At 60.8% G+C, this 23,576-nt stretch carries 17 protein-coding genes; 6 read left to right on the top strand and 11 right to left on the bottom strand.

All coding sequences use genetic code 11. From position 1 onward, the window contains the following. Positions 1 to 102 precede the first annotated feature (102 nt). The 4 genes from A9Z05_RS14165 (at position 103) to A9Z05_RS14150 (ending at position 4,908) form a co-directional block, all read left to right on the top strand. Positions 103 to 1,350 (top strand): Crp/Fnr family transcriptional regulator, encoded by a 1,248-nt coding sequence (locus tag A9Z05_RS14165; protein ID WP_069618620.1) that lies wholly within the window; start codon positions 103 to 105, stop codon positions 1,348 to 1,350. 12 nt (positions 1,351 to 1,362) lie between these two features. After that, positions 1,363 to 2,127 (top strand): flagellar motor protein, encoded by a 765-nt coding sequence (locus A9Z05_RS14160; protein ID WP_069618619.1) that lies wholly within the window; start codon positions 1,363 to 1,365, stop codon positions 2,125 to 2,127. A gap of 74 nt (positions 2,128 to 2,201) precedes the next feature. After that, positions 2,202 to 2,873, top strand: coding sequence for an OmpA family protein (locus A9Z05_RS14155; RefSeq protein ID WP_069618618.1), 672 nt, complete (start codon positions 2,202 to 2,204; stop codon positions 2,871 to 2,873). A 172-nt stretch (positions 2,874 to 3,045) separates the two neighbouring features. Then, on the top strand, positions 3,046 to 4,908 hold the full coding sequence (locus tag A9Z05_RS14150; RefSeq protein ID WP_069618617.1) for a methyl-accepting chemotaxis protein: 1,863 nt from the start codon (positions 3,046 to 3,048) through the stop codon (positions 4,906 to 4,908). A 637-nt stretch (positions 4,909 to 5,545) separates the two neighbouring features. On the opposite strand, the gene drt3b is transcribed toward A9Z05_RS14150, so the two are convergent. After that, positions 5,546 to 7,540, bottom strand: a complete 1,995-nt coding sequence (gene drt3b / locus A9Z05_RS34685; RefSeq protein ID WP_084044245.1) for an antiviral reverse transcriptase Drt3b — start codon at positions 7,538 to 7,540, stop codon at positions 5,546 to 5,548. Continuing rightward, entirely contained in the window at positions 7,537 to 8,805 is a 1,269-nt protein-coding gene (gene drt3a, locus A9Z05_RS34680; protein ID WP_084044244.1) for an antiviral reverse transcriptase Drt3a, read from the bottom strand. The genes drt3b and drt3a overlap by 4 nt, the downstream gene beginning before the upstream one ends. 579 nt (positions 8,806 to 9,384) lie before the next feature. Here drt3a and A9Z05_RS14145 point away from each other — a divergent pair. Next, positions 9,385 to 9,738: a hypothetical protein gene (locus tag A9Z05_RS14145; protein WP_244137935.1), complete on the top strand. Its 354-nt coding sequence runs from the start codon at positions 9,385 to 9,387 to the stop codon at positions 9,736 to 9,738. Positions 9,739 to 9,938: 200 nt separating this feature from the next. Here the strand turns inward: A9Z05_RS14145 and A9Z05_RS14140 are convergent, their stop codons facing one another. From A9Z05_RS14140 to A9Z05_RS14130, 3 genes are all read right to left on the bottom strand, one after another. Next, positions 9,939 to 11,180 (bottom strand): amidohydrolase family protein, encoded by a 1,242-nt coding sequence (locus A9Z05_RS14140; protein WP_069618616.1) that lies wholly within the window; start codon positions 11,178 to 11,180, stop codon positions 9,939 to 9,941. 13 nt (positions 11,181 to 11,193) lie between these two features. Then, the gene (locus tag A9Z05_RS14135; protein ID WP_069618615.1) at positions 11,194 to 12,510 is read right to left on the bottom strand and encodes an MFS transporter; all 1,317 of its coding nucleotides are present in this window, start codon (positions 12,508 to 12,510) and stop codon (positions 11,194 to 11,196) included. A gap of 139 nt (positions 12,511 to 12,649) precedes the next feature. Further along, entirely contained in the window at positions 12,650 to 13,561 is a 912-nt protein-coding gene (locus A9Z05_RS14130; protein ID WP_069618614.1) for a LysR substrate-binding domain-containing protein, read from the bottom strand. 194 nt (positions 13,562 to 13,755) lie between these two features. On the opposite strand from A9Z05_RS14130, the gene A9Z05_RS14125 reads away from it, so the two are divergent. Then, on the top strand, positions 13,756 to 14,166 hold the full coding sequence (locus A9Z05_RS14125) for a TIGR02594 family protein (protein WP_069618613.1): 411 nt from the start codon (positions 13,756 to 13,758) through the stop codon (positions 14,164 to 14,166). 102 nt (positions 14,167 to 14,268) lie between these two features. Here A9Z05_RS14125 and A9Z05_RS14120 read toward each other — a convergent pair whose 3' ends face one another. From A9Z05_RS14120 to A9Z05_RS14095, 6 genes are all read right to left on the bottom strand, one after another. Continuing rightward, on the bottom strand, positions 14,269 to 16,782 hold the full coding sequence (locus tag A9Z05_RS14120; protein WP_069618612.1) for an EAL domain-containing protein: 2,514 nt from the start codon (positions 16,780 to 16,782) through the stop codon (positions 14,269 to 14,271). A 384-nt stretch (positions 16,783 to 17,166) separates the two neighbouring features. Beyond that, positions 17,167 to 18,486 (bottom strand): EAL and HDOD domain-containing protein, encoded by a 1,320-nt coding sequence (locus A9Z05_RS14115; protein WP_069618611.1) that lies wholly within the window; start codon positions 18,484 to 18,486, stop codon positions 17,167 to 17,169. Between the two features lie 358 nt (positions 18,487 to 18,844). Continuing rightward, complete coding sequence (locus A9Z05_RS14110) at positions 18,845 to 20,287, bottom strand: efflux transporter outer membrane subunit (RefSeq protein ID WP_069618610.1); 1,443 nt, start codon at positions 20,285 to 20,287, stop codon at positions 18,845 to 18,847. An 18-nt stretch (positions 20,288 to 20,305) separates the two neighbouring features. Continuing rightward, on the bottom strand, positions 20,306 to 21,880 hold the full coding sequence (locus tag A9Z05_RS14105) for a DHA2 family efflux MFS transporter permease subunit (RefSeq protein WP_069618609.1): 1,575 nt from the start codon (positions 21,878 to 21,880) through the stop codon (positions 20,306 to 20,308). Positions 21,881 to 21,893: 13 nt separating this feature from the next. After that, the gene (locus A9Z05_RS14100) at positions 21,894 to 22,988 is read right to left on the bottom strand and encodes an HlyD family secretion protein (RefSeq protein WP_069618608.1); all 1,095 of its coding nucleotides are present in this window, start codon (positions 22,986 to 22,988) and stop codon (positions 21,894 to 21,896) included. A 64-nt stretch (positions 22,989 to 23,052) separates the two neighbouring features. Further along, on the bottom strand, positions 23,053 to 23,484 hold the full coding sequence (locus A9Z05_RS14095; RefSeq protein WP_043886629.1) for a MarR family winged helix-turn-helix transcriptional regulator: 432 nt from the start codon (positions 23,482 to 23,484) through the stop codon (positions 23,053 to 23,055). Positions 23,485 to 23,576: the final 92 nt, after the last annotated feature.

Below are 23,576 nucleotides of genomic sequence, written 5' to 3'. Positions count from 1 at the left end.
GCGTCCGATGACGTAAACAAGTCACGGGGACGACTCGCGATCGCATGCTTCAGACGTGCGACGCGCAGTCCGCAACAACCAGCGCAGCAGGGGGATCGACTTGTGAATCGTCAGCAATCGTGGACGCGTACCGCCGCGCCCGGGGAAATCATTTACTCGGAGGGCTTCGCGGGCGAGCCCGTCATCTTCCTCATTACCGACGGCAAGGTCGAGCTGTCCACGCGCTGCGACGACAAGCGCGTGATCGTCGCGACGCTCGGCCGTGGCGAGTTCTTCGGCGAATCGGCGCTGCTCGCCGCCGAGCCGCGTGCGCATACCGCGAAGGCGCTGTCGTTCTGTCAGCTCACGGTCGTGCCGGCCGGCATCCTCGATGAAGAAATCGAGCGCGTGTCCGCGCTGCTGCGTCATATCGTGCGAACGATGATCCGCCGCGTGAAGCGCAAGGACGACCAGCTCGCGACCTATACGCATGCGGATTTCATGCCGGGCGTGCTGTCGTATGCGCACGTGCTGTCTCTGATGGCCGGCGCCGATGCGCGTGAATCGGGCGACACGTGGGCGCGCCGGCCGATGCAGGCGCATGCGGCCGAAACCTCCGTGCCGCTCGCCGAAGTGATCCGCAAATGCCGCGCGATTGCCGGCCATTCTCGGCCGCACGTGCTCGCGATGCTGCGGCGCATGGAGAAGCTCAACCTCGTCACGATCGAAGCCGCGCAGGGCGATGGCGGTGGCGCAACCGATTACGCGGCTTCGTCGGATGCGCGTCAGGTCGTCACGTTCGACGCCGCACGCGTGGTCGACCGCGCGCAGCAGGTGGCCGATCACGATCTCGACGTGTCCATCAACAGCGAACTCGAACTCATCGAGCTGACCGATCTCGAATCGCTGATCGGCGTCGACAAGACGCTGTTGCTCAACAAGCTGTCGAACGGCGAGATCGCGGAAGAAGTGTTCGCGTTCCGCAAATCGAAGGTGCTCAACTACGTCGAACAGAAGGGCGTTGCGTACTTCTCGCGCCGCAATGGCCGCCGAGGCGGCGACGTGCGCGCGCTCGAGGATCTCGTGTGGATCGACCAGCGCACGCTGTTCGACGTGATCAGCGCATTCGATACCTACGACCTCGCGAAACTGATCGCGAACCTCGACGATCGCGCGGTGGCCGACAAGCTGTTTTCCGTGATGACCGAGGCGCGGCGCAACGAGGTGTCGTGGGTGATGCGCCGCGAACTCAAGCTCGACCCGATCGAGATCGAGGACATCGAACAGCGCGTGCTGGAGGCCGTGCGCGCGGCGAAGGCGCCTGCGGCGGGTGCGGCGTCCGTCGCGGCGACACTGTCGTCGGATGTGTGATACGGGGGGCGTATGGATCTGTTGACCCTGGTCGGTGTGATGCTGGGCGGCGCGGCGATCGTGTTCGGGTTCGCGCTCGAAGGTGGGCATTTCTCGATGCTGGTCCAGTTCGAGGCGCTCGTGATCGTGCTCGGCGGCACGCTCGGCGCGGTGATGATCCAGAACACGTGGGCGTGCTTCTTCGACGCGGTGAAACAGTTGCGGCTCGCGTTCGTGCGGGCGCGCGAAGTCGATCGCAAGAACCTGTCCGATCTGCTCGAATGGGGCGACCGCGCGAAGCTCGACGGGCTGCTCGCTTTCGAATCGATGGACGTGAGCGGCATTCATCCGTTCGCGCGACGCGGGCTCGAACTGCTGGCGAACGGCGTGTCGACCGCGGTGCTCGAAGACGCGTTGCAGCGCGAACTCGATGCGTACGAACGCAGCCGCCTCGCCGCCGTGCGCGTGTGGCAGCAGGCCGGCGGCTATGCGCCGACCTTCGGCATTCTCGGCTCGGTGCTCGGGCTCGTGCAGGTGACGAGCCATATTCTGGAGCCGGCGCAGCTTGGGCCGGGCATCGCGATGGCGTTCGTCGCGACGCTGTACGGGCTCGCGTTTGCGAACCTCGTGTTCCTGCCGCTGTACGGCAAGCTGCGCGCGCAGATCGATAGCGAGATGCGGTTCCGCAAGCTGTATCTCGACGGTTTGCTCGCGATTTCGCGCAAGGAATCGCCGCATACGATCGAGACGCGGTTGACCGGCGATGTGCGTGGGCGGGCGGCGGAAACGCTGGCGTGATGTTCGTGCGCTTTGTGCTGGCGTGTGTCTGCACCTGTACCTGTACCGTTTGACGAACCCGGATTTCCGACAGCATGACTGCTCGAACTGACGGCGCATCCGCTGCCGATCGCGACGATCACGAACTCGAAGGCGCGCACTCCGGGCGCTGGCTGATTTCGTACGCGGATCTCATCACGACGCTGATGGTGCTGTTTCTCGCGCTGTATGTGCTGCAGCTCGCGAAATACAACGCGCTCGATGCGCGGTATCAGACGCTTGCGCGGCAGGATGGTGGTGCTGCGACTGCTTCCGTCGATGCCGCCAAGTCCGAGCCAGCGCCGCCATGGCTCGCGTTGCTCGATTCGTTGAAGTCGAATGGACGCATTTCGCTGGTGAAGGCGCCGCATGGCGTCGAGATCGGTATCGACGCGAAGATCCTGTTCAACGTCGGCGATGCGCGCTTGCTGCCTGATTCGTCGCCGGTGCTGAATCAGATCGCGCAGGCATTGAGTGCGCATGCAACCGGCGACATCCTCGTCGAAGGCCACACGGATAGCGTGCCGATCGCGAACGCGAAATACGAATCGAACTGGGAGCTTTCGTCGGCGCGCGCGGGGAGTGTGGTGCGCTACCTGACCGAGCGCGGTGTCGCGCCACATCGGCTGGCGGCGATCGGGCGAGCCGATACGCAGCCGCTCGTCGCGGGGGACGATGCGGCTTCAAGGGCAAGGAACCGGCGCGTCACGATCTTCGTTGCTTACTGATCAGCGCCTCGTGTTTGCGTTGTTTCTCGTGCATATAAGCGGCCGCATATGCCCGCTCTTTAACAACATAACGAATCTCGAATGATCGCTATCTGAAATCAGCGATGCGATTCTGCGCCCGCCTGCCGATAACCCAATCTGGCTCAGACCGAGCGGTTATCGAGGGTTCCCCATGCATTTCTGGCGCAAGCTTTCCATTCAGAACAAGCTGATTCTCAGCATGACGAGTTGTCTGCTCGTGTTCGTCGCGATTTCGAGCGGGCTCAGCGTTCGTTTGATCGGCAACGCGGTGCGCGATCGCGTCGTCCGCGAAGAGTTGCCGACCGCCGTCAACGGCATCCGCGCCGACGTGCAGCGCCAGATGGCTGGCCCGATCGCCGCGTCGCGCATTCTCGCGCGTGATGCGTTCCTGCTGCAATGGGAAGCCGACGGCGAACCCGACGCCGGCACGCGCAACTGGATTCAGCTCGCGAAGAACGTGAAGGACGAGCAGAAGGCCGCGTCCGTGCAGTGGGTGTCGGTGAAGAGCGGCAACTACTACAACGAAGCCGGCCTGCAGCGGAAGGTGACCGACAAGGATCAGTGGCTGACCAGCTTTCTTTCGTCGGGCAAGGCGTACGACGTGAACATGGATCGCGAGGTGACCGTCGGCGGCTACATGATGTTCATCAACAGCCGCGTGGAACTCGACGGCGTGCCGATCGGCGCGGCGAGCATGAGCCTTTCCGTCGATGCGCTCGCGAAGGGGATCTCGGCTTACCGGATCGGCGACACCGGGTTTGCGTACCTCGTGCGCCCCGACGGCGCGATCATGATGCATCGCGATACGTCGTTGATCGACGGGAAGCATTTTCTGAAGGATGAATCGGGGCTGCCGAGCGAGGCGTCGGCGACGTTGCTTGCGGGCAAGCCGTATGCGTATCTCAGCTATGAGGGCGATGGCGGCGCTCGGTTCATCGCGACGTCGTTCATTCCGGAGCTGAATGCGTATGTGGTCGTTCACGTGCCGCAGGCTGAACTGCTGGGGCCGGTGACGCGTGCGATTCGTAGTGCGGCGTTGGTCGCGGCGGTGGTGGGGCTTGGGGTTGCGCTGTTCGTGATCTGGTTGGTGGGCCGAGCGATTGCCGCGCCGATTCGTCGGGCGGCGACGCTGCTGTCGGAGATCGCCAGCGGCCAGGGGGATTTGACGCGCCGCATGACGGTCGAGAGCGAGGACGAGATCGGGCAGTTGTCGGATGCGTTCAATCGGTTCGTGTCGTCGTTATCGACGCTGGTTCATCGGATTCGTGCAGCTTCGGCTTCGATTGCGACCGGGTCGGCGCAGATTGCTTCGGGGAATGCGGATCTCAGCGAGCGCACCGAAGGGCAGTCGAGCAACCTGGAGCGGACGGCTTCGTCGATGGAAGAGATCACGGCCGTGGTGCGTAACAACACCGAGACGGCGACGACGGCCGCGAAGATGATCAATGGCGCGGCGGATACGGCGGCGCGTGGTGGGCAAGTGGTAGGCGAGGTCGTGACGACGATGGAGCAGATCAGTAACGCTTCGCAACGGATTTCCGAGATCATCGTGATGATCGACAGTATCTCGTTTCAGACGAATATTCTGGCTTTGAATGCGGCTGTGGAGGCTGCGCGGGCGGGGGAGCAGGGGCGTGGGTTTGCTGTTGTCGCTTCGGAAGTGCGGAATCTGGCGCAGCGTAGTGCGCAGGCGGCGAAGGAGATTAAATCGCTGATCGAGCATAGCGCGGGGACGGTGGGTGCCGGGTCGCGGCTCGTTAGTGAGGCGGGGAAGGTGATGAGTGATGTTGTCTCGCAAGTTCAAGGCGTTAGCGCGATGATGAGCGAGATTGCGGAGGCTAGCCTGGAGCAGAGCGCCGGGATCGATCAGATCGGGGATGCGGTGCAGTCGCTCGATCAGATGACGCAGCAGAATGCGGCTTTGGTTGAGGAAAGCGCGGCGGCGGCGGAGAGTTTGAAGCAACAGGCGGCGGAATTGACCAAGCTGGTTTCGGCTTTTAAGGTGGATGAGTAAGGGTTGATTTGGGGTTTGAGGTTGGTGGGGTGTTTCTGAGGGCGGCTGTCGTGGGTCACGGCGGCCGTTTTTGTTTGTTGTTGCCCGATTTGGCTGCGTTTATAGAAATGAAACGTATTTCCGGATTGAAGGTTGGGGTGGGGGATGTAGTGCTTGCCGTCGTCATTGCGGGAGTTGAGGGCGAAGGGTGTTGGGGCGCCGGCGGATTCTTATCTTGCATGCGGGGCAGGTGTGTTCCTCAACACTGGGTTTTTCGCTGAGATCTTACGCTTGGTTAGTCAGTTGCGGACTGCTTTAGCTATCGTGGCAATAGACCACAGACCGCACGAGTCTGAGATGAGCACGAGACTGGAAAATTTCTCTACGTCGGATGACGAGAAGAGAACGTTTGCTAAATGGCTAGTTTATACAGAATGCTTGGAGGTAAAGGCCAACCGATCGTGTAGTGGTTATGCGGATGGAGGGGGAGAAGTGTAGGATGTCCAGCCGGTATAGTGTGTGCGTTTCCGCCATCTCGAAAGATGATGTCTCAATGTTCCGCCGGAAATCTCTTCCGACACAACATATTGACTAGCCGGATCCATCAGTGCCAGATCCGTAAACAAGCCGGTACATCCTACCCAAGTAGGTTAGCCGATCAATAACTTTTAAGCAACGCCTTCTTTTCAAGAGACGCGAGTAATTCGGCTTGGTTCCAGGACGTAAACCATCGATATTTTGCAAATTTCTTTTGATATTCGAGTACTACGTGATCGGGTGGTTGCAATTGTGTTACCTGTGCGAGAAGTTTTTTGACGTAACCTCTGCGTTTTTCGTCTGAAACAAAAGGGCAGGTCAATATATCTAAGAGTAAGTATGCTTTCTCTGAATTAGATTTGATATCGGAGATGTCTTGTAGGATGTAATCTATATCTTTGATAATCTTCTCCTTGATTCTATTGTACGATCCCTCTGGGTCGTCACCTATATAAAACAGTAGTGTCGTAATTTCGAAGTACGAGGTTCGCCTGTTATTGGCGATATTGACTATTTTTTCTAAAACGGATCGAGATACAAGAAAATTCCGACCAAGCAGTTTGAGGGCGACAAGGATATTTAATGCCTCGAGAAGTGCAAAGTCCGAATTGTCATTCGATATTTTTTTGAATCCGCTGCTGGAGAAGAAGTCGTTCCCTAGGGTGTAGATTAGGCTTCTTATCTCGTTTGCTTCATCGGGAATCTTCTTGGATATGTATTTGCAAGAAATATTTGTCAAAATACAAATCTTGATTGATCCATTTTGACTTGGGCTGATTGTGTAAAAATGAAATACAAGCTCAATGATGATTTTTAAAAAATCAACATATTTCTTTCTATTTTCGTTTTCGGGGGCTGGGTGGTCAAGATCTTTTTCGCAAAAAGAGATTGCGAGGTTCGAGAGTGCGGAGATAAGGTATCCTGAAACCAACTCATACGCTTCCGTAGATTCTATGCATGCAGATTTTACTTCGTTCAAAAATGAGGCGATAAGACTCTTGCGGCGGTATATTCTCTTGGGAGTTGTTATCTCGTCCTGTTCGTTTTTGCTTGTCAATATGTTTGAAACGAGAGACTGCAGCGCTCTTTTGGCAAATAGAAGTGATCGACTTTTTTGGGTGACAAATGGCCGGCTTGCTTTGTTGGTTTTTGCGCTATTAATGTTGAGTTTGTACGATTTTAGGCAGTTCTCGACAACCTTTGCGACGGTTTCTGATATCTCTTCAGATAGTGAAAATATGTAGATATCATCTACGTAGCGCCTGATTGTGTAATCGACTCCATTGCGGAGATTGTGATGTTCGGGCTTTTGAAGTTCTGTCAGGATGTCTTTGTCAATTCGCTGAAGAATGATTTCCGCGAATATCCGGCTTATCTCTGGACCAATTACAATCCCGGCGGTCTCGTTGTAATTGGCGCGTTGCATTAATGTGTCAAATACAGATCCGAATGTATTTTTGATGCTGGCAATATTTTTTGAGTGTGGTTTGGTTTTTAGTGCCCATGTGATGGAGTGTGTGTAAATGCTGTCGAAGCATTTGGATATGTCGAGAGACCAAAAAGATGAATATTTTCTCTCCAGCGTGATAAATTCTTGGGAATCGAAGAAATGGTGAAGTCTATTGTATCCGCGATATGCGAAATATGATGAAAGATATCGGCTCTTTGTTTCTGATTGTTTTGTTGTTACGCCCTCTGATTTGAATTTTTGTGTGTTTTCCTTTTTGTTGTGCACATAGTACTTGCTCGCAACGGTTTCCGGACAGCGAATGCTGAAGGGGCTATCTTTGCAAGCTAAGATTATCTGCTGATCGAATGTTTTGTAGAAGTCTATGAAATTGATTTGAGTGATGGGGTGAATTAAAGCGAGATGGCGATAGGATCGGCTATCTTTTCTGATCTTGTAGGGCAGTGGGGTTGTGTAGTGATTTATGTCGGAATTGCAGAATAGATAATCCATGACGTCGGGGAAGAAGCTTTTCCCGTCTTGATGTTTTTTCCAATGCCAGTAAAATCCGACGTTCGAGAATGTGACTGGGACGTCATAGCATGGCGTCTCGGTTAAAATGACTCGCGCGTAGTCTTCTTTCTTTATTTGGCGAAGTGATTTCGTCATTTTTTCCAAACCTCCTTTATTTTCTTTAGATCTTCATGTGTGAAGGTGTGTAGTCTTATTTCGTAGAAGCCCTTGGTAAATGTGTGACCGATAAGTTGTCGGCGTTGATTGAGGGTGAGTTTTTTCTGAATTCTTGATGATAGTTTTGGTTTTTTGTCAAATAGAAGTCCTCTCAGCATGGCATCAAGCTCTTTCAGTGGGCAATTGATCTTCTTGTTTTTCTCGGGGTAATTATAAAATATGCCGGTTTTTATGTTGATTTTTGTGAGTGGATCGTTTATGGAGTAATTCCCAGTAAGCGCTTTGATTCTTGATTCTAGGATGTGAAATGCAGTGGGGGCGGTGGCGTTGCTCAGATAATTGGTGAATGATGCGATTATTCTCGATTTTATTCTGTCTATCTTATCTTTGCAGATTTCAATTTCAATGTGTCTGCGGGGAATTCCGAGGATGGAATCTGTTCGGCTGTTTTTTTCATGAATTGAAAAATCATATCCGAGATATTGGAGATTTTTGGGTTTCGTTTGATTCTTGTCGGACGCTTTTCCCAGCGAGTGATGAGAAATTTTATTGCCTGACTTGTGTAGTTTCAGGCCGAAGCCTAAATTCCCTTCGAGAAGTTTGATGACATCGCCGTGAGAGAAGTCAGGGGCGGTGATTAGGATCATGTCATCGACAAATCTGGCGTAGTAAAAGACATTCCTTTCGCGCTTTATTGCGGCGTCAAAATCATGTAGTGCGAGTTCGGAGAGGGTGGAGCTCAATCCAATTCCCCGGGGAAGGCCAAGGATGCCTTGCGATTTTATTCTTTCGAAGAGGTCGTAAATCAGGGTCAATGTTTGTCTGGAGCAATTGTCTTCTGAAATAAGTTTATTGAAAATCGCTGGTCGATCAATGCTTTCAAAGAAATTTTCGATGTCAAATCTGTGAATATTATACGGTGAGCTCTCTCTGAGTGTGGATATTAAGCTCCTTATGATGAGATTTCTGTTTTGAGGTCTGATTTTGTAATTTGCTTTTATATTTTTCGATATGAGTCTGGTGACAAGCGCCTGTTCGGTATTCGCGAATGTATATGCAGTCTTCCCTTTTATTTTTAGCAATTTAAGGTCTTCTTTGAATATTGTTCGAGTGGCTATCTTTTCTGCTGATAATTTTGATTTGGCATCTCGATTTTTAGTGTCGAGTAAGGTTTTGTCGTTAATAATGTCGGCGTAGTTTATACACTTTGAAATTCTGCGCTTCGTATATGCAATTTCTAACATTTCTTCCCCGTTAAAATTGAAATGTTATTTTTGATAGTGGTTAGTTCACTGCGTGGTGCTGTTTGCTAGATCTAGACTAGCTGCTGCGCCAGTGAAGTGTCGCATTATCCGAGGTGGCCCCTTGATGCCTGAAATCGGGCCCTATTCAGACTTCCGACTGATACGAAAACGGTATCACGATCGAAAACTTGCAAGCAATACACTTTTAACCCGATGTGCGACGTCTCTCCGTTCACTTTGTGTCGGAAAGTTTGACCCAAGAGATTGCTCGATCCTCCGATTGGAGTCGACGTCTTGGCGAGGTAACAAGCATTTTGGATTGCTGGCGTGAACATCGGGGACCTTCTGGGAAGCATGAGTCGAGCCAGTTCCTATACCTAACGGCCAATCCCCCTCAATCCCCCATTTCTGAGATGCCAGCTCGACTACACTGGTCATGAAGCCATGCTTCTCGCCATCGGGAGTTGAACGCAGCTCCCTCCACCCCGATGGTCGAAAGAAAGCCGTCTTGCCCAACAAGACCCAGCGAAGAGAGGAGAAAGAAGGGGAAACCCAAGGCAACAAAGAAGCGCGGGCCGCATGGGCGGCAACCCATACGACCCGCTGACCACCACCAACTCACCCAAGGAGTCGGAAATGGCTGACGCCAATACTAAGCCACGTCGTAGAAAGAACAAACCCGTCAACATGCAGAAGACGTTTGAGCTGGTCCTGCGCAACTACCCGGACCTACCCAAGCGAGGCTGGCCGTACCTGCCGTGGATGAAGGCGATCGATATCAATTTCAAGATCTTCGGCTTCAAGCCGGGCGACCGCGTGTACTTGAGAGTCAGCGACGTCGACCGATCGATCACGATCACGCCGGACTACAGCCAGTTGGCGCTGCGAGAGCAGCCGTACCACGATCCTGACCGGGGACCGTCACCGCTCTAACACCTGCAAGGGCCGCTTGATGCGGCTCTAGCGAGTGGAACGCAGGCGTTGCATGAACACGACTGACCGCCGGGGCGACACCGCCCCGGCCATTGCCGCGAACGCCGCGATTCACACCTCTAGTGACCTTCAACAACTGTCACGACCGCAAGGCCCGTGAGGCCGCATCGCGCCTGCCGAAATACCCGAATGGTGTCAAATCACCGCCCGCCGGCCCGCCGCTTCACAACCGCTCCCCGCTGCAACACATACTCGATCCGCGTACCTTCATCGGCCACGACGCCAATATCCTCAAGCGGATTCCCATCCAGCACGACGACATCAGCGATCGCCCCCACCGCAACCACCCCAAGCTCCCCCGTCATATTGACAATCTCCGCCGCCACCGTTGTCGCCGACCTAAGCGCTTCCAAATTCCCAAGCACCTCCGCCCGAATCCGAAACTCACCGGACTGAAACGCGTGCATCTCGCCGAGCAGGTCCGACCCGAACCCCATCTTCACCCCGGCCTTTGCATAGATCTCAAGCGACTCGCGTCCTTTCTGCTGCACGGAGGCCACCTTCGCGATGGAGTCCGCCGGCATCCCAAACTCCGCCCCATGCTTAGCCAGCGCGTCATAAGTCACCAGCGTCGGCACCACAAACGCCCCCCGCTCATGCATCAGCGCCGCAGCCGCCTCATCCACGAGATTCCCATGCTCGATCGTCCGCACGCCGCACCTCACAGCCCGCGCAATCGCCCGTCCCGTATACGCATGCGCCATCACATAAGTATTCGCGGCCTCGGCCTCGTCAACGATCGCCCGAATCTCATCCTCTGAATACTGCGTGTTCGCAATCGGATCGGTCGGCGAAGCCACGCCACCCGACGCCATGATCTTGATCTGCGTCGCGCCTTTCTGAATCTCCTCGCGCACGGCGAGCCGCACCCCTTCGACGCCATCGACGACGCGCGCAATCGCTCCCGTCCTGAAACAGCAGGAGCAGGGCTCCAGCAAATCCCCCCGAGGCCGAAAATCCCCATGCCCGCCGGTCTGCGACAACGCTTTCCCCGACGGAAAAATCCGCGGCCCCGGAATCAGCCCCGTCTCAACCGCCTGCATCAAACTCCAATCCGCGCCCCCCGCATCCCGCACACTGGTAAACCCCCGCGACAACATCGCATCGAGAATCGGCAGCGACCGAATCGCCGCGAGAATATTCGGCTGCGTCGCATTCGCACCCAGGTTCGCATTCGACGCCAGCACATGCACATGGCAATCGATGAACCCCGGCATCACGGTCTTGCCGCGCACGTCGATCACCTGCGCATTCGGCAAATCCACCGGCCGATCGGTGACTTCGACGATCCGCTCGCCTTCGATCACGACATGATGATGTTCGAGCAACACGCCTCGTTCGAGGTCGAGCACGTTGCCGCCTTGAAGCACGGTAATGGTCATGGGAGAAATATCCTTATCGAGTCGTTGCGGCCGCACGCTTCGCGTTCTTCACGAAGCGCGTGCCGACGAAACTGACGGCCGCCGCGAACATCACGTAGAACGCGGGCGCCATGTTGCTGCCGGTGCGGGCGATGAGCCACGTGATCAGGAACGGCGCGAACCCGCCGAAGATCGTCACCGCGAAGTTGTACGCAACGGATAACCCGGTCGACAGCACCTTGGTCGGAAACAGCTCCGCGAACGCCGCGAGGATCGGCCCCGTATAGGCGGCGATCAGCACGCCGAACACGGCCTGGAACACGATCAGCGACGCGAACCCGGGCGCATGGTTGATCCACGAGAACATCGGCCACGCGAGCACGAGGATCGCGAGCGCCGCGCCGGACAGGAACACGCGTCGTCCCCACACGTCGGCGAGTCGCCCGACGATCGGCGAGCAGCACATGATCATCAGCCCGCCGACCATGCCGGCCGTGAAGCCGGTCGATTGCGGCAGATGCAGCGTGCGCACGGAATAGGTCGGCATGTAGAACAGCAGCACGTAGGTGCAGACGGTCCACAGGATGACCATCGAGAAACTCGCGAACGTCTCGCGCGGATACGTGTGCAGCACTTCCTTCAGCGGCGAGCTTTCCTTCGCCTGCGATTCGACGGCGCTGAACGCGGGCGTCTCGTCGATATGGCTGCGGATGAAGTAGCCGACCGGCCCGACGATGATCCCGAGCAGGAACGGCAGCCGCCAGCCCCAGCTATGCAGCGCCTGCGTGTCGAGCGACGTCGTGACGAACGTGCCGGTCGCCGCACCGAGCAGCACCGCGAAGCCGATGCTCGACTGGATCCAGCTCGAGTAATACGCGCGCTTCTCCGGCGGCGCGTATTCGGTGAGGAACGCGGTGGCGCCGCCCATCTCGCCGCCGGCCGAGAAGCCTTGCAGCAGCCGCGCGACGACGATCATCAGCGGCGCGGCGATGCCGGCCTGTTCGTAGGTCGGCGCGATCCCGATCAGCGCGGTGCCGGCCGCCATCAGCAGGATCGTGAGCGACAGCGCGGCCTTGCGTCCGACCTTGTCGGCATAGACGCCGAGCACGATGCCGCCCACCGGCCGCATGAAGAAGCCCACGCCGAACGTCGCGACGGTGAGCAGCACGGACGTGAGTTCGTTGCCGGTCGGGAAGAACAGCTTCGCGATGATCACCGCGAAGAAGCTGTAGACGGTGAAGTCGAACCATTCGAGGCCGTTGCCGATGACGGTTGCGACGATGGCGCGGCGGCGCTGTTGCACCGCCGCATCGACGGAAGGCGCGGCGCGCGGGGAAAGCGTTCCTTGCATGGTCTCTTCCTTTGTCAGAAGTCCGAAGACGGGACGGCTGTCCCGCATGAATCCCATGCTAAGGAGAGCCGGATTTTTTTCTGAAACGAAAGATTCGCATGCCTGCATGCGCTGCACGCATGCGTCGCGCCGGGGGCATTCAGGCCCCGGTCTGCTGCTCCGCCTGCTCGAACAGCCAGCGCGTGAACAGGCGGGCGGCCTGGTTCTGCGCGCGGTCGTTCGGCGAGATCACGTAATAGCCGCCACCGTGGCTCGCGGACGCTTCCGTCACGCGCACCAGCAGGCCGGCTTCGATGCATGCGTCGATCATGTAACGCCAGCCGAGCGACACGCCCTGACCGAGAATCGTCATCTGCACGATCTGCGGATAGGAGTTGATCGAGATGTCCTGCGGCTGCGCCTTCTGCCGGTCGACGTCGTTCAGGTCGAACCATTCGGACCACGACATCCATTGGCGCTGGCCGTCTTCGAGGCGCAGCAGCGTTTCGTTCGCGAGATCGGCCGGGTCGAGCGTGCGGCCGGCGAGATAGCCGGGCGCGCAGACGGGGAACACTTCTTCGTCGAACAGCCGGCGCGCGGTGTATTCGGCCGGTGCCTGCTGGCGCACGTAGTAGACGCCGACGTCGAATTCCGCGGGCGACATCGATGCAAGGCTGTCGCGCACGATCAGGCGCAGCTTGATGTTCGGATACGTGGCGCGAAAGTTCGGCAGCCGCGGCGTGAGCCACAGTACCGCGACGCCGGACGAGCACGCGATCGTCAGTTCGAGATCGCCGTACGGTTTCATCACGTCGTGCGTGGCTTCCGCGCATTGCGTGAGCAAATGATGGACTTGTGCCGCGTATTGTTCGCCGGCTATCGTCAGCCGTAGCGAACGGTGTTCGCGAACGAACAGCGAGCGGCCGAGGAATTCCTCGAGCTGCTGGATCTGGCGGCTGACCGCGCTTTGGGTCAGGTGCAGTTCGGCGGCGGCTTTCGTGAAACTCGCGTGCCGCACGGCGGCTTCGAACGCGATGAGGCACTGAAGAGGCGGCAGGGGCGTGATGCGCATGGCGGGCAGGAAGTCGGGGGCGCTGCCTCCATGATACGGGTGGGCCCGACGAAAATCCCGATCCGTGAAGGGCGCTGTGGATTCGCCGTATTCATTCATGCGAAGATTGAGCGAAACAGCACCGACACGTACCCGAGAACGACGTGACCCTATCAAACCCTGAGAGCAACGTGAAAGCCGTCCACCCACCCTGGATGCCCGTCGCGCTGGCCGAACTCGGCATCCGCCGCCACCCGCCGGGCAGCATCAACCCGCGCATCGTCGAATACAACAACCAGACGAACCTGGTCGGCTACGACGACAAGATTTCCTGGTGCTCGTCGTTCGTGAACTGGTGCATGGCGCACGCCGGATTTCGCGGCACCGGCTCCGCGCTCGCACGCTCGTGGCTCGAATGGGGCAAACCGCTGGAGCGCCCGGTCTACGGCTGCATCGCGATCCTGACGCGTGACGACCCGACGAGCTGGAAAGGGCACGTCGGTTTCTACCTGCGTCACGACGATGAGCACGTCCATCTGTTCGGCGGCAACCAGTTGGAGGAAGTCCGGGAACTTGCGTATCCGCTGCATGAAGTGATCGGCTACCGTTGGCCCTCCACCGAGTGACCGTGCAGCAGCACACGCAAGGCAGCAAACAGCGCCGTTCCCGCTACTGCTGACCTGTCGAGCCGGCATGTCGTACTACGCGCCGCGCCCCCCGCGATCGCCTCACTCCGTCAGCAGTTCAGCGCCGCGGCGCGACGAAATACCGACCAACTGCTCGGCGGGCTGCGGCCGCGCGAACAGGAAACCCTGCCCCTGGTGGCAGCCGATCTCCTGCAGGAAGGCCAGCTGCTTCGCCGTCTCGACGCCCTCCATCACGACGTCGAGCCCCAGCGCACGCCCCATCGCCACGATCGCGCGCACGATCGCGTCGTCCGTGCTGCCCGAACCGCAGTTCGTGAGGAACGACCGATCGATCTTCAGCGTATCGACGGGCAGATCCTTCAGATACACCAGCGACGAATAGCCCGTGCCGAAATCGTCGATCGCGAGGCTGATTCCCCGCGTCGCCAGTTCGCGCAGCAAGATGCCGATTTCCTCGCGGGTGTTCATCGCCATGCTTTCGAGCAACTCGAGCTGCAGGTATTCGGCCGGCAACGCGGTTTCGCTGAGAATGGTCGTCAGGTCGCTGAGGAAGTGGTCGGTAAAGCACTGCCGCGCCGATACGTTCACCGACACACGCCCGAACTCGAAGCCCTCGTCGAGCCAGCGGCGCGCCTGTCGGCACGCTTCGTGCAAAACCCATCTGCCGATCGGGACGATCAGCGCGGATCGCTCCGCCAGCCCGATGAAGTCGCCCGGCGGCACCAGGCCCCGGTGCGGGTGCAGCCAGCGCAGCAGCGCTTCCATGCCGACGATCCGGCCGCTCGCCAGATCGTATTGCGGCTGGTAGAACAGGCGGAATTCATTCTGCTCGAGCGCGCGGTGCAGTTCGCCGAGCGTCTCCAGTTGCTCGATCGCCGATGACGTCATCTTGCTCTCGAAGAACTGAAACACGTTCCTGCCGCGGCTCTTCGCGCCGTACATGGCCTGGTCCGCGAGCAGGATCAAGTCCTCCGCCGCGGTGCCGTCGTCCGGATAGATGCTGATGCCGATGCTGGGCGTCACGAAGATCTCGCGATCGCCGATATCGATCGCCCGTCCCACTTCGTCGAGCAGCTTGCGCGCCACGCGTCCCACGTCGCGGACGTCGTCGATCTCCTCGAGCACGAGCGCGAATTCGTCGCCGCCCATGCGCGCCACCGTGTCGTTCGCGCGCACATTGGCGACGATGCGCTCGGCGACCGTCTTCAGCACCTCGTCGCCGGCGTTGTGGCCGAGCGTATCGTTGATCAGCTTGAAGCGGTCGAGATCGAGGTACATCACCGCGACCTTGCGACCGAACCGCTTCGCATGGCTGATCGCGTGCGCAAGCCGCTCCTCGAACAGCATCCGGTTCGCGAGGTTGGTGAGCACGTCGTGCGTGGCGAGATAGCCCAGCCGTTCCTCCGCCTGGCGCCGCTGCGTGATGTCGGAAAAGATCGCTGCGTAGTGAGAGATCTCGCCTGCGCTGTCGCGAATGCTGGTGATCGTCAGGTATTCGAGAAACAGCTCGCCGGTCTTGCGGCGATTCCAGATTTCGCCTTGCCAGTGGCCATCGGTCGTGAGCGAATGCCACAGCTGCTTGTAGAAATCGGGCGTCTGGCGCCCGGAACTCAGCAAGCCCGGGTTGCGCCCGATCACTTCATCCTCGCTGTACCCGGTCAGGCGCGTGAACGCCTGGTTGACGCGCTCGATCCGCGCGCGCCGGTCGGTCACCATGATGCCTTCGAGTGCCGATTCGAACACCCGATCCGCCATGCGCAGGTTGAAGCGCGCGAGCCCCAGCGCTTCGTCGCGCTCGCGCAACGCGCTGCGCAGCTCGTTCGCGTATTCGTGCTCGATGCTCTGCAGCACGTCCGCGAAGCAGAGCAGCCCGGTCAGTCTGCCATCGTCGTCCCGGATGCCGACATGCCGCATGTTGTGTTCGGTCATGAAGCGCTGCGCCGCATACAGGCTTTGCTTGGCGGTCAGCATCTGCAGCGGCTTGCTCGCATGGGCGCCGACCGTGCCTTGGGCGCCGCCGCCCGCCAGCAGCCGGACGATGTCGCGTTCGGTCAGGATGCCGTGCTCGCCGTCGTCGTAGCCGACGAGGATCGCATCGAGCCGTTGCGCGCGCATCTGCGCGATGACGTCGTGCAGTCGGGCCTGCTCGGGCACCACGACGGGCGGATGGATGCGGATCGACTCGATCGGCTTCAGGTGCAGGAAAAATTCCGGGCCCTGGTTCACGACGACGTCCGTTTGCGTCAGCACGCCGATCGCGGCGCCATCCCGCACCACCACGAAGTGCCGCACGCCCGACTGCTTGAACTTCATCGCGGCTTCGCCCAGTGGCGTGTCGGCCTCGAGCGTCAGCACCGGATGGCTCATCACCTCGCTGACCGGCCGATCGAGCTCGCCCGGATTGTCGCCGGCCGACAGTGCATCATGCTCGGTCCAGATCCCGACGACCTGTTCTTCCTTCATCACGACGATCGAGCTGCAACGTTCGGCGAACATGCGTCGCGCGGCCTCCCGCACCGGCGTGGCGGGCGCGCAGGACAGAATCTGGCGCGCGACGAGGCGCGCAATCGGAACATCGTAGCTGTTCGGATACATTCTCTAACCAAGACGAAAAATCGTCGCCGGCGCGCTTCGGTCCGGCAACCGTCGGGCGCACCCACGCCGGCCGGCAAGGCGTGATCTTGCTCGCCTCGACTGGTTGCGCACTCATCGAACTCGCCCGCGCGGAATCGACGCCGCGTTCGAGGTGTCGCGGCGACGAGCGCGGCACTTTTGCCCCGAGAGCGCGATCGATGCCCCGTTGTCCGGCGAAACCGCACGCCGGCGCATCGCCCTCGCACGGGCCGCCGCCCTGAGTTAACGGCAGATCCGGCCAGGAGTTGAGTGCGATTACAACGTTCGGGCCACGCGGCGGCAAATCGAGCGGCCGCGGGCAAGGCGAGATTGACGGCGCGGTCGTCGCGCCGCCTATTGCGAGGCTTACTGAGGGCGGTGTGCGGGTAGTCCTCGCACCTGATCGTCGTACCACGTGGCGGCAGCGAGCCAGAGCAGGGTCAGGTCGTTCGGGGTGAAGATCGGCGATGCATTGCACACTGCGCGGATGGCGTCGAAGTCGCCCGATTCCGCTGCCTCGCTGGCGTTCAAGAGCCAACCCAGTTCGCCATGCCGTTCGAGCAGTGCCCGCCGGATATCGGCGTGAATCGGCGTCGTCGTGACGACGTCCTCGATCGTGCTGCCGAACAGCACATGAACCAGTGAGAACACGCCCGCAATGAACGCGGTAGCGGCGAACCGGTCGTCATCGGGCCGCAGCCGGGCCGCGGCCAGCTCCATGAATCGTGCCCGCGCGCCGCATAGTTGTGCCAGCGGATCGGAGCGCAACGCATCCAGACGCTCATCGGCAAACAGGAGCAACTGGGTCCAGCGCGTAATCTGTCGCGTGCCGACCAGCATGATCGCCTCGCGCAGTGATGAAACGGGCTGGCTGAGCCCCACCGCGCTCGAATTGAGCAGCATCAGAAGGGGAATGACGAGGTTTGGGATGCGCTTGAGCTCGGCTTCGAGCGCCACGATCTCCGGTTCGCCGCCCAGAAGCACGAGCAGGCGTAGCAGCGCGTCACGCGATGGCGTGACGCGCCGCGATGTCAGCACCTGCGGTTTCGCGAAGTAGTAGCCTTGAAACAGTTCGAAGCCCGCTTGCATGGCAGTGCCATGGTCCTCCGGCGTTTCGATTTTCTCGGCGACCGCCATCTTCCCGTGCTGCCTGACGGCGCCGATCAGTTCGGCCAGGTGCTCGCGCGGACATTCGAGAAAATCGATCTTGACGATATCGACGTAAGGGAGAAATTCGAACAGGCGGGGGGAAACCTCGGAAACGTCGTCCAGCGCGAGCCGGTAGCCCGCGCGCCGCAGTTCGCTGCAGCGCTTGCAGAGCGCGTCGTCGAACGTCACCGTTTCGAGGATTTCGAGAACGAAGCGTTCATGCGGCAACAACCAGACGATGTCGGACATCAGCACCGTCCGGTCGATGTTCACATAGCCGGTGCGATCGCCGAGTGCGGCGTTGAGGCCGATATCGCCGATGAGTCGCCCGATCACCTGTGCGGTGGCGGCGGCGTCATCCGTGATGTGGGCGCGATTGGCTGTCCCGGAGCGGAACAATAGTTCGAATGCGATCAACGCTCCGCTGCGGTCCAGAATCGGTTGCCGCCCGAGGTAGACGTATTCCGGTGTGCCGGCTTTGCTGCCCGACTCCGGTTGATCGTCGGCGGGGTGGGGCGACGGTGCGCTCGTATTCAATCTGAACGTTCCCTTTGAGTTGAGGTCTCGCGGATGCCAGGCGGGTATCCGTCGCATCCGGGGAGTTCGTTGCGCCGATGACCGACGCCGTCTCCGGCTTCTTCAACGTTCACGAAGATGCGCGCGGCCCTTCCGGGCCGGCGCCGACCCGCGCGGTTTGCGCCTCCTGTCAGTTTACTCGCGACACGGGTGGCCGCCTAGAAGGTGTCCCAATCGTCCGTCGCGGCGGTTTGCGCGATTGGAGCGGGTGGCGCGGCGGGCCGGGCCGACGCTGGCCGGGCTGGGGGCCGGATGCGTGTGGGAGGAGCCGCGGTGGTGTGCGAGTCCGGGCGGCTGACTTCGGCGCCGCGTGCGGCGCCTAGTTTTTCGCCACGGCCTCGGTTTCCGTCGGCGGCCCGCCGGCCGCATCGTTCCGGCTCCACCCACCTCCAAGCGACCGATACAACGCCACCGCCGCCAGCGCATGCTCGCGCTTGACCTGGTTGAGCGAATCCGAATCGCGCAGATACACCTCCTGCGCCGACAGCACGTCCAGGAAGTCGGTCGCGCCGCCCTTATAAAGCTGATTCGCCAACCCGAGCGCTTTATCGGAAGCCGCCAATGCACTATCGAGCCGCCGCGTCGCCTCATCGGAGCTGACGAGATTCGCGCGCGCATCCTCGACTTCCCGCAGCGCTTGCAGCATCGTCTGCCGCAACCCGAGTTCCGACTCGCGCATCCGGCTTTCGCTCTGCGAGATATCGGCGGTAATCCGCCCCGCATTGAAGATCGGGCTCGTCGCACTCAGCGCCGCGCTGAACAGGTTATCGGTCAACGTCGGCAACCCGAGATACGAAGCCGCCAGAATTCCGTCCGTGAGGTTCAGCGAAAACTTCGGATACCGCTCGGCCTTCGCCACGCCCACTTGCGCCGCACGCCGCTCGACTCGAGCGTAGGCAGTCAGCACGTCGGGCCGCCGCAACAACGCTTGCGAAGGCAACGTCCCCGGCGCGCCGACCGGCGGCGCGGGAATCTCGCCGGCCTGCGCCAGCACGAGCCGATCGACCGATTCCGGCGTCCGCCCGGAATACACGGCGATCAGATTCAGTTGATGCGAAATCTGCGCCTGCGTCGGCGGAATCCGCGCTTCGAGCGCATCGAGCTGATTCTGCGCGCGCGTCACGTCGAGCTCCGTCGACAGCCCGAACGCCTGCCGCTTGCGCGTGAGTTCGAGCGCATGCTGCCGGATCTTCGCGTTGTCCTGCAGGATCTTCAATTCCTGCTGGGCCCAGCGCAGATCGACATACGCGGCTGCCGTATCGGCCGCGAGCGCGAGCCGCATCGCATCTTCCGCGTGCTTCTGCCCGACCCACTCCGCTTGAGCGGCCAGCAAATCGAGCCGTTCGCCGCCGAACACATCGGGCGACCAGCTCAGCGCGAGCCCCGCGCCGGCCTGCCGCACATAACCGAGCGGCGGCGGCGTGTTCTGCCGCGCGTCGGCCGCATGCGCGGTCGCGTCGAGTTCGGGCAGCAACACCGCGCGCTTCTGCACGGTCAGCGCCTGCGCCTGCTTCACGCGTTCGGCGGCGGCCTGCAGATCGAGGTTGCCGTCGAGCACGGTCGCGATCAGCCGGTCGAGCACGGGGTCGTGGAATTGCGCCCACCAGGCGGCGGCGTCGATGTCCGCGCGCGGCACGTCGGTATCCCATGCGGTGGGCGCAAGCGTCTGAACCGATTCGTTCAGCGCCGGATGCTGCGCGGGCTGCACCGCACACCCGGCGGCGAATGCGCTGACAGCCAGCGCGACGAGTAGCTTCTTCATGATGATGATCCTTGGGCCTCAGTGCGCGTCCGGCGGCGGCGCGTTCAACGTGATGGGTTTGGAAAACACGACGGCAAGCAGCGCGACGACGAAACACAGCGACAGCGCGTAGTACGCATCCGCATAGGTCAGCGTCAGCGCTTCGCGATAGATCAGCCGGTGCAGGTTCGCGAGCCCGGCCTGCGCGGTATTCAGCGTATTGCCGGCCACCGATCCCCAGTACGCGGCCTGACGGTCGAGCAGCGACGCGACCTGCGGTTCGCCGGCGCTCACGTGCTCGTTCAGCCGCAGGTAATGAAAATTCAGCCGGTCGTTGAGCATCGTCGCGCTCACCGCGATACCGATCGCGCCGCCGAGGTTGCGCATCAGATTGAACAGGCCACTCGCCGATTTCAGCCGCGACTGCGGCAGCGAGCCGAGCGCCATCGTCACGATCGGCGGCACGCTGAACTGCTGGCCGATGCCGCGCAGCGCCTGCGGCAGCAGCAGTTCCTGCCAGCCCCAGTCGTGCGTGATCGGCGTGTACAGGTAGCACCCGAGGCCGAAGCAGATCAGCCCGAACACGAGCAACGCCCGCATGCTGACGTAGCGCGCGGCGAACGCATACGCACAGAGCGCGATCAACTGGAACGCGCCGACCGACAGCAGCGCGATGCCGATCTGCAGCGAGCTGAACGCACGGACCTGCGCGAGAAACAGCGGCGTCAGGAACACGGTCACGAAGATCCCGATGCCGGTCACGAACGACAGCAGGCTGCCGATCCCGAAGTTGCGCACGGCGAGCGCGCGCAGGTCGACGATCGGATCTTTCGCGGTCAGCGCATGCACGATGAACAGGAAGCCGCAAATGCCGGAGATCCACGCGCAGACCACGATCGCGTCGTCGCCGAACCAGTTCTTGCGCGGGCCTTCCTCGAGCACGTATTCGAGGCAGCCGAGGAAGCCCGACATCAGCACGATGCCGAGATAGTCGCCGCGCTTGACGAGGCTGAGGTCGGGCGCGTCGATATGCACGTAGCGCGGCACGAGCGCGGCCACCGCGATGCCGGGCACGAGGTTCAGGTAGAACAGCCAGTGCCACGACCATTGGTCGGTGATCCAGCCGCCGATCACGGGGCCGATCGCCGGCGCGAGCGACGCGAGCGCGCCGATGGTCGTCGATGCGATCAGCCGCTGCTTGCCGGGGAACAGCACGAACGCGGTGGTGAACACGGTCGGGATCATCGCGGCGCCGAGCGCGCCCTGCATCCCGCGAAACAGGATCATCGAATTGATGTCCCACGCGAGCCCGCACAGCATGCTGGTGATCGTGAAGCCGACGGCCGACGCGACGAACAGCCAGCGCGTCGACATCACCTTCGACAGCCAGCCCGACATCGGGATCACGATGATCTCGGCGATCAGGTACGCGGTCTGCACCCACGACAGTTCGTCCTGGCTCGCGGACAGCCCGCCGCCGATGTCGCGCAGCGACGACGCGACGATCTGGATGTCGAGCGTCGCCATGAAGAAGCCGACGCACATCAGCGCGAACGCGAACACGCGTTGTTTGGTCGGTTGCGACGCGGGGTCGCCGGAAAACGCGGTGGTCATCGTCGGCTCCCGCTCAGTGCTGGTGGTCGGTATGCACGGTCACGACCGCGGACAGCCCCGGGCGCAGCACGTGCTCGATGCCCGGCTGCGGATCGAGATGCACGCGCACGGGCACGCGCTGGACGATTTTCGTGAAGTTGCCGGTCGCGTTCTCGGGCGGCAGCACGCTGAAGGTCGCGCCGGTCGCGGGGGCGAGGCTGTCGACGCGGCCATGCAGGCGCGTGCTCGACGCATCGAGCGCGACGTCGACGCGGTCGCCCGCGCGCATCTTGCGAAGCTGGTCTTCCTTGAAGTTCGCATCGATCCACAGCCCGGAGGCCGGCACGACGGTCAGCAGCGGCACGCCGACGTTCGCGAGCATGCCGACGCGGCCCGTGCGGTTGCCGACGTAACCGTCGACCGGCGAGCGGATCGTCGTGTATTCGACGTTGAGCGCCGCGACGCGCTGCGCGGCGAGTGCGGTGTTCACGCGGGCCCGCGCATCGGCGAGCTGCGCGCCGAGCACGTCGAGCTGCCGCTTCGACGCGAGCAGCGCGGCGTCGCTGCGTTCGACGGCCGCGCCGGCCTTCGAATAATCGGCGTCCGCGCGCTCGACGATCTGGTTCGATACGGCATCCGATTTCACGAGCTCGCGATAGCGCGCGCGATCCGATGCGGCGCGCGTCAGTTCGGCTGACGACGCGTTCTTGTCCGCCGCGTGCTGGCCGATCACCGCGTATTGCAGTTGCTGCTTTGCTTCGAGTTCGGTCACGGCGGAGCGCGCGCTGTCGACTTCGGCGCTGGCCTGCGCGAGCTTCGCGTCGTAGTCGCGCGCATCGAGCTGCACGAGCACGTCGCCGGCCTTCACGCGCTGGTTGTCGGTCACGAGAATCTTGTCGACGAAGCCGTTGACCTTCGGCGCGAGCACCGTCACGTCGCCGCCGACATACGCGTCGTCGGTGCTTTCCTGAAAGCGCAGCACGAACAGCCAGTCGAGCGCGGCGGCCGCGACCACGACCACGACGGCGCCCACCGCGATGCGCATCCACGGCACGCGGCGTTGTTGCTTCGCGGGCCGCTCGGTTGTGGCTGCTTCGCGTGACGAGGCAGCGGCTTGGGTCGTATCCATCGAATCACCTATGTATATGCACTAATCAAAACGATCGACGACGTCGTGTCGATCGGGAAAAGGGTTAGCGTTCCGGCAGGTTGTGCGTGATCCGGAACAATTCGTCTCTGAGGCGGGCCGCCTGCGCCGACCCGAAGCACCGCTCGAACGCTTCCTGTGCGGCGAGCCAGTGCACGTGCGCGTCGGCCACCTTCGTTTCGCCGTGCGCGGTCAGTGCGAACGTCTGACCGCGGCACGGCGGCTCGATCCGCCCCGTCACCAGCGCCGCGCCGACGAGCGGCTTGAGCGCGCGCAGCAGCGCGGTGCGTTCGATCACCAGCACGTTCGACAGCGTCGCCATCGTCAGGCCGGGCCGCTCGCGCAGCAGCGCGAGGATGCTGTATTGCGACGGCGTCACGCCCGCTCGCGACAGGTAACGCTCGTAGAACTGCGAGATTCGCCGGGCGGCTTGCCGGACCGCGAAGCAATCGTCATCGGTGAGCGTGGTCTTGTGCATGTGCACATGTTAGGCGGCGGGGCGGGGCGAAGCGAGGGGCGGGAGAGGATCAGACTGGTGTCGTGGCTGTACCAATCGGCGTCGGAAAGGCG

The organism is Burkholderia sp. A2, from assembly GCF_001729305.1.
GTDB classification, from domain to species: Bacteria; Pseudomonadota; Gammaproteobacteria; order Burkholderiales; family Burkholderiaceae; genus Burkholderia; species Burkholderia sola.
Note: the sequence above shows the minus strand (reverse complement) of the source record. Positions and strands in the feature narration are given on the sequence as shown.

Excerpts from the sequence above, each read along its gene's own strand:
- A9Z05_RS14160 (WP_069618619.1), top strand. The coding sequence starts at position 1,363 with ATGGATCTGTTGACCCTGGTCGGTGTGATGCTGGGCGGCGCGGCGATC.
- A9Z05_RS14155 (WP_069618618.1), top strand. The coding sequence starts at position 2,202 with ATGACTGCTCGAACTGACGGCGCATCCGCTGCCGATCGCGACGATCAC.
- A9Z05_RS14150 (WP_069618617.1), top strand. The coding sequence starts at position 3,046 with ATGCATTTCTGGCGCAAGCTTTCCATTCAGAACAAGCTGATTCTCAGC.
- drt3b (WP_084044245.1), bottom strand. The coding sequence starts at position 7,540 with ATGACGAAATCACTTCGCCAAATAAAGAAAGAAGACTACGCGCGAGTC.
- drt3a (WP_084044244.1), bottom strand. The coding sequence starts at position 8,805 with ATGTTAGAAATTGCATATACGAAGCGCAGAATTTCAAAGTGTATAAAC.
- A9Z05_RS14145 (WP_244137935.1), top strand. The coding sequence starts at position 9,385 with ATGGGCGGCAACCCATACGACCCGCTGACCACCACCAACTCACCCAAG.
- A9Z05_RS14140 (WP_069618616.1), bottom strand. The coding sequence starts at position 11,180 with ATGACCATTACCGTGCTTCAAGGCGGCAACGTGCTCGACCTCGAACGA.
- A9Z05_RS14135 (WP_069618615.1), bottom strand. The coding sequence starts at position 12,510 with ATGCAAGGAACGCTTTCCCCGCGCGCCGCGCCTTCCGTCGATGCGGCG.
- A9Z05_RS14130 (WP_069618614.1), bottom strand. The coding sequence starts at position 13,561 with ATGCGCATCACGCCCCTGCCGCCTCTTCAGTGCCTCATCGCGTTCGAA.
- A9Z05_RS14125 (WP_069618613.1), top strand. The coding sequence starts at position 13,756 with ATGCCCGTCGCGCTGGCCGAACTCGGCATCCGCCGCCACCCGCCGGGC.
- A9Z05_RS14120 (WP_069618612.1), bottom strand. The coding sequence starts at position 16,782 with ATGTATCCGAACAGCTACGATGTTCCGATTGCGCGCCTCGTCGCGCGC.
- A9Z05_RS14110 (WP_069618610.1), bottom strand. The coding sequence starts at position 20,287 with ATGAAGAAGCTACTCGTCGCGCTGGCTGTCAGCGCATTCGCCGCCGGG.
- A9Z05_RS14105 (WP_069618609.1), bottom strand. The coding sequence starts at position 21,880 with ATGACCACCGCGTTTTCCGGCGACCCCGCGTCGCAACCGACCAAACAA.
- A9Z05_RS14100 (WP_069618608.1), bottom strand. The coding sequence starts at position 22,988 with ATGGATACGACCCAAGCCGCTGCCTCGTCACGCGAAGCAGCCACAACC.
- A9Z05_RS14095 (WP_043886629.1), bottom strand. The coding sequence starts at position 23,484 with ATGCACAAGACCACGCTCACCGATGACGATTGCTTCGCGGTCCGGCAA.